Origin of the sequence: Clostridium novyi NT (assembly GCF_000014125.1) — a bacterium.
Taxonomy (GTDB): Bacteria; Bacillota; Clostridia; order Clostridiales; family Clostridiaceae; genus Clostridium_H; species Clostridium_H novyi.
The window spans coordinates 195,706-208,977 of the sequence record NC_008593.1 but is presented as its reverse complement, the minus strand read 5'-3'; the positions used below and the strand labels follow the sequence as shown (position 1 = coordinate 208,977).

The following is a 13,272-nucleotide window of genomic DNA, read 5'->3' as shown; positions in this document are numbered from 1 at the left end:
TCCCTTATATTTTTTTATTAAAATACTTTTGATATAGCCTCTTTTAATGATGAAACACCAATTATATTTTTATTTTTTGTTGTTATTTTATCTTTATTTCTAGTTGGTATAACAATATTCTCAAATCCCATTTTTATGCCTTCATTAACAAGTCTATCGCATAATGAAATAGGTCTTACTTCTCCTGTTAACCCAATTTCTCCAAAAACAATCATCTTATTTAACTTAAATTCTCTACTTTTTATACTTGAAACTAATGCAAGTGCAAGTCCTAAATCTCCATAAGTACCCTCTATGTCAATTCCTCCAACTACATTTACATAAACATCACAATTATAAAAAGGAATTTTTAGCTTTTTCTCTAAAACAGCTAATATAAGATTTAATCTAGCATTATCAACACCCACTGCTGTTCTTCTTGGCATAATTGCCTTAGTTTCTGTAACTAATGCTTGTATTTCTACTAATATAGGTCTAGTTCCTTCCATTACACCTATAACTATTGAACCTTCTGCATTAAAATTAGTTTCTTCTAAAAATACTTCAGAAGGATTAAAGATTTCTCGAAGCCCTTCTTCTCTCATTTCAAAAACACCAATTTCGCTTGTAGTTCCAAATCTATTTTTTAATGTCCTTAATATTCTAAATTCTTGAGTTCTTTCACCTTCAAATGATAAAACTGTATCTACCATATGCTCTAATACTCTAGGTCCTGCAAGTTCTCCCTGCTTTGTTACATGGGCAACTATAAATAATGGTATATTTTTAGTTTTTGCTATTCTCATAAGTTCATTAGAACACTCTCTAACTTGAGATACACTTCCTGGTGCTGACTCAATAGACGGTTTAAACAATGTCTGTATAGAATCTATTATAACAAATACTGGATTCATTGAATTAATATGTTCTTCTATTATTTCTAAATTAGTTTCAGATAATATATAAAGTTCAGAGGATATATTTCCTATTCTGTCACCTCTTATTTTTATCTGTTCACCGGACTCTTCTCCTGATACATATAATACTTTTCCTATTTTTGTAGCAATGTTGTTTGCTGTTTGAAGAAGTATTGTTGACTTCCCTATACCGGGAGCCCCTGATATTAATGTTAAAGAACCCTTAACAAGTCCTCCACCTAAAACCCTATTAAGTTCTCCAATACCAGTATCATATCTATTAAATTCTCCTGATTTTATGTTTAGTATACTCTCTGGCTTACTGTTATTTTGAGTTATTCCAACCCTTTTACTTTTTACAGTATCCATTTTCTTTTCTTCAACCATACTATTCCATGTGTTACAACCAGGACATTTTCCAAACCATTTAGGAGCCTCATATCCACATTCTTGGCATACAAATACGCTTTTATTCTTAGCCATATCACATCACTCCTATTTATTCATACAAAATATTATTATACATTATTTTAGTATAAAATTGTATGAAATAAAAAATTTTTATAGAAATTAGTTAATTTATGATAATTTTAAAACCGACAGCATAACAATGGTTACACTAATCGGTTCTAATTATCTCTAAAATTTAGTTGATTTTCTTAAATATTAACTCATTATTTTCAACTGTAGTATATACTTTATCGCCTTTTTTTATAACACCCTTTAATATTTCTTCTGATAATTTATCTTCTATTATTCTTGTTATAGTTCTTCTTAATGGTCTTGCACCATAAGTTACATCTATACCTTTTTTAACTAGAAGCTTTTCTGTTTCATCATCAAAATCAATATATATATCTTTATCTTTTAATCTATTTGATACTTCATCTAGCATAAGTTTAACTATTTCCTTTAAGTTTTCTTCATCTAATGAATGGAATACAATAATATCGTCAATTCTATTTAAAAATTCTGGTCTAAAACTATTTTTTAATTCTTCCATTACATTATCTTTCATCTTTTCATATTCATCTTCCGCTTCATCTTCACTTCTTGAAAATCCTAAAGTATTTTGCTTATTTATTCTTGAAGCACCTACATTTGAAGTTAATATTATTATTGTATTTTTAAAATCAACAGTCTTTCCTTTTGAATCAGTAAGTCTTCCATCTTCTAAAATTTGAAGTAGTATGTTAAATACCTCTGGATGAGCTTTTTCAATTTCATCAAATAAAATTACTGAATAAGGATGACGTCTTACTTGTTCTGTTAATTGTCCACCCTCATCATGTCCTACATATCCTGGAGGAGAACCAACAAGTCTTGAAACTGCATGTTTCTCCATGTATTCTGACATATCAATTCTTATCATATTATTTTCATCACCAAACATAGCTTCTGCAAGTGCCTTTGATAGCTCTGTCTTTCCAACTCCAGTAGGTCCTAAAAATATAAATGAACCTATTGGTCTTTTAGAATCTTTAAGTCCAACTCTCGCACGTCTTACAGCTCTTGCTATGGATTTAACTGCTTCATTTTGACCAATTACCCTTTTGTGAAGAGTTTCTTCTAATTTTAATAATCTATCTGCTTCTTTTTCTGTCAATTTTTCAACTGGCACATTGCTCCAAGTAGATACTACCTCAGCTATTTGATCTTCAGACACAATTTCAGTTACCATGTGGCTTTGTTTTTTCCAGTTGTCAGTAAAATCTTTTAACTGTTGCTTTAAGTTTTTCTCCTTATCTCTCAAAGATGCAGCTTTCTCAAAATCTTGAACTATAACAGCATCTTCTTTTTCCTTAACAACCTTCTCAAGTTCTGCTTCCATGTCTTTTAAACTTGGTGGGGCTGTTAGATTTTTTATTCTAACCTTCGCACCAGCTTCATCTATTAAATCTATAGCTTTATCTGGTAGAAATCTATCTGTTATATACCTATCTGAAAGTTCAACTGCTGCAACTATTGCATCATCTGTTATTTTAACTCCATGATGAGCTTCATACTTATCTCTAAGTCCCTTTAATATTTCTATAGATTCTTCCTTTGTAGGCTCTCCTACATTAACTGGTTGAAATCTTCTCTCCAGTGCAGAATCCTTTTCTATATATTTTCTATATTCATCTATAGTTGTAGCTCCTATGCATTGAATTTCACCTCTTGCAAGTGCAGGTTTTAATATATTAGAAGCATCAATGGCCCCTTCAGCTCCACCAGCTCCTACTATAGTGTGAATTTCATCAATAAATAAAATTACATTTTTGTCTTTGTATATTTCATCCATTATTTTCTTAACTCTTTCTTCAAATTCACCTCTATACTTAGAACCAGCTACCATAGATGATATGTCTAGTGCTATAACTCTTTTATTTTTGAGTATTTCTGGTATATTACCTTGCACTATCTTTTGTGCAAGTCCTTCAGCAATAGCAGTTTTTCCAACTCCAGGATCTCCTATTAAGCAAGGATTATTTTTAATTCTTCTACATAAAATCTCAAGGACTCTTTCCGTTTCAGCACCTCTACCTATTACAGGATCTAGTTTTCCTTCCTCAGCCATCTTAGTTAAATCACGACCATGCTTATCTAAAGTAGGTGTATTATGAGACACTCTTTCATTACTTTCTCCTGAAACTTGTTTTCCTTGTTTCAAATTAGGATCATTTTCTAGTTGGGCTTCAAGTTTTTCAAAGTTAACTCCTAAATCATTTAGTATAGTATAAGCAAGTCCGTCTTCCTTTTTTATTAAAGCTAAAAGCATATGTTCAGGAGTAATATAATTATGTCCTTTATCCCTTGCCTCAAGTAAACTAAGCTCCAATAATCTTTTTGTTCTTGGAGTTAGCGGTATCTCTTTTTGATTTAATTCAAATTCTCCAAAAGATTCATATTGGGCAATTAAATTCTTAACATTTTCTTCATTTACATTCATATCATTTAAAAGATTTTTGGACATTCCCTTATCTTCTTTTAAAAGTCCAAGCAATATATGTTCAGTTCCAATATATCCATGCCTAAATTCTTGTGCTGCTTGCTTTGCATAGTAAAGAATATTCTGCGCTCTTTCTGTAAATCTTCCAAATATCATAAAATATATACACCTCCTAATAAAACTTTTAAAGTTCTATACCCTTTAATCCTTCTTTAACTATTTTTGCTCTTTCAATTTTTTCTTCTATATCAGTTAATTTCTTTTGTGATGACTTTTTAATACTTGCAGATTGAGTATTTATTAAAAGATTATTTAATATACTTTTATCAATATTGCTTATTATTCCTTCTTCAACTCCAAGTCTCACATTTGAAAGTAGGTTTAAAACCTCTCTAGCTGTTAATATTCTTGCAGACTTTAAAACTCCTAATGATCTAAATATCTTATCTTCAACCTCATATTTATATTTAGTTTTCATTCTTTCTCTTGCTAATCTTTCTTGCTGTATAATTTGCTTTACTATGCCCTCTAAACTAGTAATGATCTGTTCTTCCGCACGTCCTAAAGTAATTTGATTAGATATTTGATATAAGTTACCATAAGCTTTTGACCCTTCTCCATATAACCCTCTTATAGTCATACCAAGTTGAGTTATTCCATTTAAGATCTTTACTATATCCTTATTGGCAGTAAGAGCAGGAAGATGAACCATAGCTGATGCACGAAGCCCTGTTCCAAGATTAGTTGGACATGCTGTAATATACCCAAGTTTTTCATGAAAAGCATACTCTAAATTTTCTTCAAGTAGATCATCAAGCTCATTTATAGATTTAAAAACCTCTTTAAAATTTAAGCCTGATGTTATTGTCTGTAATCTTAAATGGTCTTCCTCATTTATCATAATGCTAATAGTTTCATCATTGTCTATTAAAAATGCAGAACCTTTAGCATGTTTTATAAGTCCCCTACTAATAAGATGTTTTTCAAGATACATCTTATTAGTTTCATTATCATTTTCCCATAAATGATTACTTTTTAAATTATCTTTCAAATCAGGTATTGTAAAAATAGCATTTTCAACCTTCTCCACAACGTCTTTTGCAGAATCCACAGTTAATTTATTTGGAAAAGGTATTCCCTTTAGATTTCTCGCTAGTCTAATCCTACTACTAAGTACAATATCTTCACTTGCATTATTTACATTTATCCAATTCTCCATACTCTCACCCCCTATTTTTCTGTAATTTCCTTTTCTATTTCTTTTATTTTATCTCTTATTTCTGCAGCTTTTTCGTATTCTTCCAAAGCTATAGCTTTTTGCAATTGTTCTTTTAAGTTTAGGATTTTTCGTCTATGAATTAAGTCTTTTCCTAGCTTTTTAGGTATTTTTCCAACATGCTCAACATTTCCTTGAACTCCTCTTACAACTGATAATATAGCAGGACTAAAATACTTATAGCATTCACTGCAACCAAGCAATCCCTTTTCTTTAAACTCTCTATAAGATGCTCCACAATTTTTGCATTTTATCTCTTCAACTGTATTATTCTTAGTAGTATTGTTTACATAGTCCATTAAGCCACCTATAATATTTTGAAAAGAAAATGGAGCCATTATATCCATATCAGAAGTTAAATTAAAACCTTCACTTTTTCCTGCACACTCTGAACATATGTTAGCTTCTTTTTTTACCCCATTCACTATTTTAGTTATGTGTATTGTAGCTTCATTTTTATTGCATAACTCACAAAGCAAAATATCACCCCTCTGAACTTTTGTAAATTCTCTTACATATTCTATATTTTACCACTTTTCTTGAATTTTATAACAAAATAATATTTAACATAGCTTTTAATATTTGAGCCCTAAGAATATTTCTTTCTTCTGGTGCTATAACTAAATTTCTATCATTTACTGATATCTTCATAAGTTTAGCTTCTCTTTCTGTTATAAAATCTCTCTCTTGAAGTCCTTGGATTATGCCATAAGCTGTATTTTGGGTAATACTATTTCCTATTTTTTTATCAAATAGATATTTTAAAGAATCATTATTCTCATACTCTATTTTTCTTATCTTTATACAGCCTCCACCCCCCCTTCTACTTTCAACATAATATCCATTATCCGTTGAAAATCTGGTAGTTAGTACATAACTTATTTGAGATGGAGCACATCTAAAATGACTTGCTAAATCATTTCTCCCTATTTCAAGTTCACTATTTTCACTGTCATTTAACATATCTTTTATAAATTCTTCGATTATATCTGATAATCGCGCCATATAATCACCTCTATTGACTTTGTCTTTCTTTGACTTTAATTATATTATATTATTTTTGTAAAATAAATTCAATTACTAATATGTTATTGGTTTTAATCGTTTTTTATACAAAATTAAAAATAAAATACCCCATAATTATATGGAGTATTTTATTTCGTAAGATAATTAATTTTATTTTTTTGTTTTATCTATATTTGACATATATTTATTAACATATTAAAGCAAAGGGATTATCCGAAATATCTGTTTAATAATCCTCTGAATGCTGATCCGTGTCTAGCTTCATCTTTACACATTTCATGAACTGTGTCATGGATAGCATCGTAGTTTAATTTTTTAGCAAGTGTAGCTAATTTTTTCTTTCCTTCACATGCACCATGTTCTGCTTCAACTCTCATTTGTAAGTTTTTCTTAGTGTCGTTTGTTACAACTTCACCTAATAATTCTGCAAATTTAGCAGCGTGTTCTGCTTCTTCAATAGCTATTCTCTTATAAGCTTCTGCAACTTCTGGATATCCTTCTCTATCAGCTTGTCTACTCATAGCTAAGTACATTCCAACCTCAGTACATTCTCCTGTAAAGTTAGCTCTTAATTCTTCTATAACTTCTGGATCTATGTCTTTTGCGATTCCTACTCTATGTTCATCTGCCCATTCTAAGTTTTCACATTCTTCATTCTTTTCTACAAACTTATCTTGTGGCGCTTTACATTGAGGGCAAAATGCTGGTGCTTCTTCTCCTTGATGAATATATCCACATACTGTACAAACAAATTTTTTCATAATAATATTCCTCCTAGATTTAATATATAATTCTTTTTATTTTCATTTTATATTTAATTCGTATTTGTTAATACTCTTTTGTTTTTAATAATAATTATTAATTACTGTAGTTATACTATATCTCATATCATATATTTTTTCAAGATATATTTTTTTAAAATTAAGGTATTTTATAAAAATAACTCATTTATTATTTGTTTTTCTTTTATTTACGTCCTTTTTTAATCTATATAGGAATTTATTCTTTTATAGTTATATTTTTAAAATACTTTCTTTTGTCCATTTCTCCATAGCTTTTATATCCACACATACTTTTAGCTTTTTTAACTCCATTAACAATAGCTTTTTCCATTACCCTTGCAGCAAGTAATCCAACTACATTTACATCTGCACTAACTTCTCCTGTTGCCATTGAAAAAATAGTGTCTCCGTCATACATAGTGTGTACTGGATATATACTTCTTGCATATCCATTGTGAGCCATAGATGCTACCTTATTTATTTCTGACTTAGTTAATTTAGCATTAGTTACTATCGCCCCTATTGTTGTGTTACCATTAAAAGCATTTTTATTATCACTATATTTACTTATCATTATTTGTTCTGTGTTTCTAAATCCAAATTTATCTTCATTTAAAATTCCAGCAACCACATCTCCTGTTTTTGAATCTATTACATCTCCTAAACAATTAACTGCAACTATAGCCCCTACCATTAAATCACCTTCTTGTACTGCGTAGGTTCCAAGTCCACCTTTCATAGCATATTCTCTGCCTAAAACTTTACCAACTGTAGCTCCAGTTCCAGCACCTACACTTCCCTCCAAAGCTTCATCACTAGTTGCATTTAAACAAGCCTCATATCCCATATCTTTATCTGGTCTTATTGTGTGATCGCCTACTACCAAATCAAACAATGCGGCTCCACAAACAATAGGTACTTTTGTAACTCCAACATCAAATCCAAATCCCTTTTCTTCTAAATACTTCATTACACCTGATGCTGCATCAAGCCCAAAAGCACTTCCTCCAGTTAAAAGTATAGCTTGTACTTTTTCCATCATATTTAACGGATTTAAAAGGTCTGTTTCTCTAGTGCCAGGAGCCCCTCCTCTTACATCTACTCCAGCTACTGCTCCTTTTTCACATAGAATAACAGTACATCCTGTAGGTCCATCAAAATTTTGAGCATGTCCTATCTTTATTCCTCTTATATCTGTAATTTTTATATTTTTCATTGAAACTCCCCCTATTTTTTATAACAATTAAGCTATGTCTAACATGTATAGTCTATCTAAATACTACACCGAAAACATAGCTAAATTAAAATTAAAGTAGTAAAATCCATAGATTCTACTACTTAATATATAAATTCTTAATTATTTTCTTATTTTTTTACCTGCAAATACAATTGGTATTGTTATTACTATAGCAACTATCATTTCAAGCCAACAATGGCTTACACCTATTCCTAAAACCCATTTTCCTATAGTGCTAGGGTCTCTTTTTAAAGCTTCTGCTATCTTATTGCCATATATTATGTATCCCATACCTAAGAAACCAACAGTATTCATTAATGTTCCAAAGGCTGCTGATGCTCCTACCTTTACGCTTTCCTTTTTACCTGGGAAAAACTTATATACATAGTAAGCAACTAATCCTATTAATATTCTTGGTGCTATAGACACAAGTGGATTATAGGCTATAAATGATATTACAGTAGGTCTCATAATAGCAGTTGCAAAACTTATAATACCAAATACCAATCCCATAAGAGCACCCATTAATGGTCCTTCTAATATTGCAACAATTATTACTGGTACATGAATTATTGTTGCACTTACAGGTGGAATTGGAATTATTCCAAGTGGAGTAAATCCAAGTATTATTGATATTGCTGCAAACATTGCAAATACAGTGATTTTTCTTGTTTTTTCTTTTGTAGTCTTTACAGTCTCCTTATTATTGTCAGTTGAAATATTTTTTTCCATAATTATTCCCCTCCGTTCTTATTCCCTTTTAGGATATAAGTCGAATTAACCAAACTTAATTATTAATTTTAAAATGTTTTAAGTTCACTTTCTTTTTAGAATACCGACTTTGTTAACATTCTAACACCTTTTTTATAAAATTCAAAGAGTTTTTTTAGTTTATTTCCATTATTTTATACTATAAATTTTTATGGGATTTCTTGCTGTGAATTTCAACTTTGTATAAAACATACATCATAACTGCTGCTACCACAGAACATACTGCAATAACAAGCCACGCCCAATTTAAAGCTCTATTTTTTATGTATAATCCCATAATTTTAGGACCTATCGCATAGCCTGTACCTGCTATTAAAGGAATGATAGAATTAACCCTTCCTCTATGGGACATTGGTGTGTGATTTGCTATATATACTCCTTGGTTGGTTGAGGCTATTATCTCTCCAACAGTCCATATAATTGTTGATATTATAAAAAATTCATAGCTTTTTACATAAAAAAGCATTCCAAAACCTACAGTATAAAATATTCCTGAGAGTACCATATTAAAAATGGCATAATTTTTTCTAGTTAAATGTATTATAATAAACGTGAAAAATACAACTACTATAGCATTTATGGACATTAAACTTCCATAAAGCACAGCTCCATTTTCAGGATACGTTTCTTTCACTTGAAGGGGAATCAAAAATCCATTTTGAGCGTAAACAAAGGAATATATTAAGCATACTAATGAAAATATAAGTAAAGTAGGCCTTTTCATCATTATCATAAATAAATTTCCTTCCTCACTTTTTTCATCAATATTATCTTTTTCTATTTCCTCTTCTCTTATATCGTGTATACTCTCTTTTACAAAAACTATAATTAATATCAAGGAAGATAAAGTAGTTATTGCATCTCCCCAAAATATCCATCTAATATAATTCTTATATAGAACCCCTGCAATTAATGGTCCAACTGCAATACCTATATTTATTCCTAAATATAAAAGCGAAAAAGCTTCCTGTCTGTTTTTAGTATTAGTAAGATCTCCTATTAAAGCTGCACTTGCTGGTTGAACAGCCCCTCCAAAAAATCCAGAAATAATTAAAAGCCATGGCGTTATCATAGAATACTCATAAAACCCACATGGTATAAGGGTTATTGCAGACATAGCTTGGAATATCAATATAATCTTTTTACGTCCTATTATATCTGAAAGTTTACCTCCAACTATTGACCCTAAACCCATAAATATTGCTGCCATTAACATAAAGTTTCCAACTCTATCTGATGTCATTCCCATCTTTTCCGTTAAATAAATCGTTAAAAATGGGTAAACAAAGTTTCCCAAACTATTTATAATTCTTGCAAAAAATATAGCAATTATACTTTTTGGTAATCTAGCATATCCTCTTATTGTATGTTTAAGCCCCATATTTCCTCACCTATTCCTTTAAAATATGATATATGGAAATATAATCTACCAAAATATAAAAAATTATATTCTAATAGATTATATTTAACCATTTTTATAAATACTATTTTAGGTTTACCTATTATTTTGCAAGTTCATACATAGCATGAGCATAAATTTTAGTGTTTTTAATTAAATCATCAATTTTCATATACTCGTTAGCTTGATGATCTAAGTCAGGTTCACCTGGGAATATTGGGCCAAAGGCAACTATATTAGGCATCTCCTTTGCATATGTTCCTCCACCAATTGATAGTAATTTTGTTTTATCTCCTGTTTGTTCTTCATAAACCTTTGAAAGTACTTTTATAATCGGATTATCCTCTGGAAAATATAAAGGTTCTTGATGATCCATATTTTCTATCTTTATATCTGTGTTAGATAATGTTTTATTTAAACCATTTATCATATCTTCAAATTTACATGTTACAGGGTATCTTAAATTTAATGTCATAGTTACCTTATCTTTATTCATATTTACTACACCAACATTAAATGAAAGTTTTCCTGATACTTCATCTTCAAGTCCAACACCAAAAGATTCTCCGTAAACTTCCATACCAATGTGCTTATTCATAAATTTAATAAAGTTAACTATATCACTCTTTTCAAGTGGTAATTCTCCTATAAACATGAATAATTGCATTATGGCGTTTTTACCTAGTTGTGGAAGGCTTCCATGTGCTGCAACACCCTTTGATTTAACAACTACCATATCATCCTTTGGTTCTACTGATATATCAAATCCTGTTTTATCAACAAACTCTTTTGCTGCACTTATAACTAAATTAGCATCATTAATTAAAATTCCAGCTTCACAGTAGTCAGGAACCATATTTGCCTTTTGACCACCCTTTATATAAGCTATAGAACTATTTTTACTGTCTAATTCTTTTACTAAATCAAATATTGTAAGTCCCTTTTCTCCATTTATAATTGGATATTCAGCATCAGGAGTAAATCCAGCAATAGGTGCTTTTTCACTTTCGAAATAACGATCTATTTCTCCTTCTGAACCACTTTCTTCGTTAGTTCCAAAAATAATTCTTATTTTTTTAGAAGGTTTAATTCCAGCATCTTTAATAGCCTTAAGACCATATACACAAGCAATCATAGGTCCTTTATCATCCATAGTACCACGACCAAATATTTTGCCATCATGTACTTCTGCTGCATAAGGTGGATAAATCCAGCCATCCCCTTCTGGAACTACATCAACATGACCTAAAACTCCTATGTAATCTTCTCCCTCACCGTATTCTGCATAACCTATGTAATTATCTAAGTTAACTGTTTTAAACCCTAGCTTATCACATAAATTTAAGCAATATTCAAGAGCTTTTGCTGGTCCTTCTCCAAAAGGCTTATTTTCCTTTGGTTCTTCTTTAACACTTTTTATTAATATTAACTCTTGAGTAGACTTTACAATGCTTTCTTTCATGTTATCTACTAAATTATTTATCTTCATAGACACTTCCCCTTTCTTTAGTAAATATCTTTGTAAAATTATATCATAATAATAATATTTGCATATACATATATATTATAACAAAATAGTAACTCTAAAGGTTTATAATTTGCTTCCACTGGTAATAATGTTAAAAGAAGTAGTATTACAAAAGATTGGAGGAAGGTATATGGAAAAAGATCTTTTATCATATGATGTATTAGAACGTAAGATTATAAGTTACATATCTACAGGTCGCGACTTTTTTAAAAATAACAACATACATAAAGCATTTTCTATGTTTGATAAAGCCTTAGAACTTAACAATGATTACGCTGAAATATATTTGGCAAAAGGAGAGGCTTACATTGAGATGTGCGATATAAGTTCAGCTGAAAAGTGTATAAAAAAATATATACGAATAAGCAACGATACCTTTAAAGGATATTTAAATATGATAGAAATCTATATAATGTCTGATGACTTTGATAAAGCACTTGTATTTTGTGATAAACTCATATCTCAAAATAAAGCAAACTATATGGTTTATTACAAAAAAGCTTATGTGCTTGTTCAATTAGGTAAAGTCTTTGATGCTTTAAAATGCTATGATAAATGCATAGCTTTAAACGAGAATTTTTATGAAGCCTATTGTAATAAAGGAGAACTTTTAATAGGTCTTTGTATGCATGATGAGGCTTTAAGCACATACTCTAAAGCAATAACTATAGATAATGACAATTGTGAAGCTTATATAGGTAAAGCCCTTGTTTATTTAGATATGGGTGATTATAAATCTGCTTTTCCACTAGCTAAAAAAGCTTACAAATTAGAACCTGATAACAATTGGTGTAAATGCTACTATACAATAATTAAAGACACTATAAATAGACAATCAAAATCCCAAGGTAACATATTATTTCCTTTTGAGTGATTTAAAAATACCACAGACTTATAATAAACCTGTGGTATTTTTTATATATTCTTTTCAATTATTTTATTATTTTTAAGACTACTTTTTACATCTATAATTCTTTGATTGCTAGAGCCAGTATATTTTTTAGCTCCTTCTTTAAGTCTTTTATCAAACTTTCCATCTATAAGTACATCAACAGATTTTAATAATTTTAATTTATCCTTATCTTTTAAAATTTGTTCAAAAGTATATCCTGTGTAACACCAAATATCAAGATTTTCTTCTTTTAGTTTATTAGCAAGAACAGTAAGTTCTCTGCATTGTTCAAATGGTTCCCCTCCAGAAAAAGTTACCCCTTTAATTAATGGCATATTGGATTTTATTCTATTTAAAATATCTTCAACTTCAATATCGTCGCCATAATTTGCATTTTGCATCTCTTTATTTTGGCACTCATCACAATTATGATTACAGCCTGATAAGAATAATGCGCTTCTTATCCCTTTGCCATTTACCATAGTATTGTCTAAGAACCCTGCTACACGAAGATTCATCTTTTAATCACTCCA

General features: G+C 29.9%; 12 protein-coding genes. 1 reads left to right on the top strand and 11 read right to left on the bottom strand.

What is annotated here, in order from left to right; genetic code table 11:
* Positions 1–17 precede the first annotated feature (17 nt).
* From radA to pepV, 10 genes are all read right to left on the bottom strand, one after another.
* Positions 18–1,379, bottom strand: a complete 1,362-nt coding sequence (radA, locus tag NT01CX_RS01100) for a DNA repair protein RadA (RefSeq protein WP_011721192.1) — start codon at positions 1,377–1,379, stop codon at positions 18–20.
* Positions 1,380–1,542: 163 nt separating this feature from the next.
* Positions 1,543–3,984, bottom strand: coding sequence for an ATP-dependent Clp protease ATP-binding subunit (locus NT01CX_RS01095; RefSeq protein WP_011721191.1), 2,442 nt, complete (start codon positions 3,982–3,984; stop codon positions 1,543–1,545).
* 28 nt (positions 3,985–4,012) lie between these two features.
* A complete protein-coding gene (locus NT01CX_RS01090; RefSeq protein WP_011721190.1) occupies positions 4,013–5,047 on the bottom strand; it encodes a protein arginine kinase in 1,035 nt (344 codons plus the stop codon).
* Positions 5,048–5,058: 11 nt separating this feature from the next.
* A complete protein-coding gene (locus tag NT01CX_RS01085; RefSeq protein ID WP_011721189.1) occupies positions 5,059–5,583 on the bottom strand; it encodes a UvrB/UvrC motif-containing protein in 525 nt (174 codons plus the stop codon).
* Positions 5,584–5,650: 67 nt separating this feature from the next.
* Positions 5,651–6,109, bottom strand: coding sequence for a CtsR family transcriptional regulator (locus tag NT01CX_RS01080; protein ID WP_011721188.1), 459 nt, complete (start codon positions 6,107–6,109; stop codon positions 5,651–5,653).
* A gap of 230 nt (positions 6,110–6,339) precedes the next feature.
* Positions 6,340–6,891, bottom strand: coding sequence for an NADH peroxidase (locus NT01CX_RS01075; RefSeq protein WP_011721187.1), 552 nt, complete (start codon positions 6,889–6,891; stop codon positions 6,340–6,342).
* Positions 6,892–7,129: 238 nt separating this feature from the next.
* Positions 7,130–8,128: a P1 family peptidase gene (locus NT01CX_RS01070; protein WP_011721186.1), complete on the bottom strand. Its 999-nt coding sequence runs from the start codon at positions 8,126–8,128 to the stop codon at positions 7,130–7,132.
* 141 nt (positions 8,129–8,269) lie between these two features.
* Complete coding sequence (locus tag NT01CX_RS01065; RefSeq protein ID WP_011721185.1) at positions 8,270–8,881, bottom strand: ECF transporter S component; 612 nt, start codon at positions 8,879–8,881, stop codon at positions 8,270–8,272.
* A 178-nt stretch (positions 8,882–9,059) separates the two neighbouring features.
* On the bottom strand, positions 9,060–10,301 hold the full coding sequence (locus NT01CX_RS01060; RefSeq protein ID WP_011721184.1) for an MDR family MFS transporter: 1,242 nt from the start codon (positions 10,299–10,301) through the stop codon (positions 9,060–9,062).
* Between the two features lie 121 nt (positions 10,302–10,422).
* Positions 10,423–11,808, bottom strand: coding sequence for a dipeptidase PepV (gene pepV, locus NT01CX_RS01055; RefSeq protein ID WP_011721183.1), 1,386 nt, complete (start codon positions 11,806–11,808; stop codon positions 10,423–10,425).
* A 169-nt stretch (positions 11,809–11,977) separates the two neighbouring features.
* Here pepV and NT01CX_RS01050 point away from each other — a divergent pair, with 169 nt between their 5' ends.
* Positions 11,978–12,721, top strand: coding sequence for a tetratricopeptide repeat protein (locus NT01CX_RS01050; RefSeq protein ID WP_011721182.1), 744 nt, complete (start codon positions 11,978–11,980; stop codon positions 12,719–12,721).
* Positions 12,722–12,762: 41 nt separating this feature from the next.
* Here the strand turns inward: NT01CX_RS01050 and nrdG are convergent, their stop codons facing one another.
* Positions 12,763–13,257: an anaerobic ribonucleoside-triphosphate reductase activating protein gene (gene nrdG, locus NT01CX_RS01045; RefSeq protein ID WP_011721181.1), complete on the bottom strand. Its 495-nt coding sequence runs from the start codon at positions 13,255–13,257 to the stop codon at positions 12,763–12,765.
* Between the last annotated feature and the right edge of the window lie 15 nt (positions 13,258–13,272).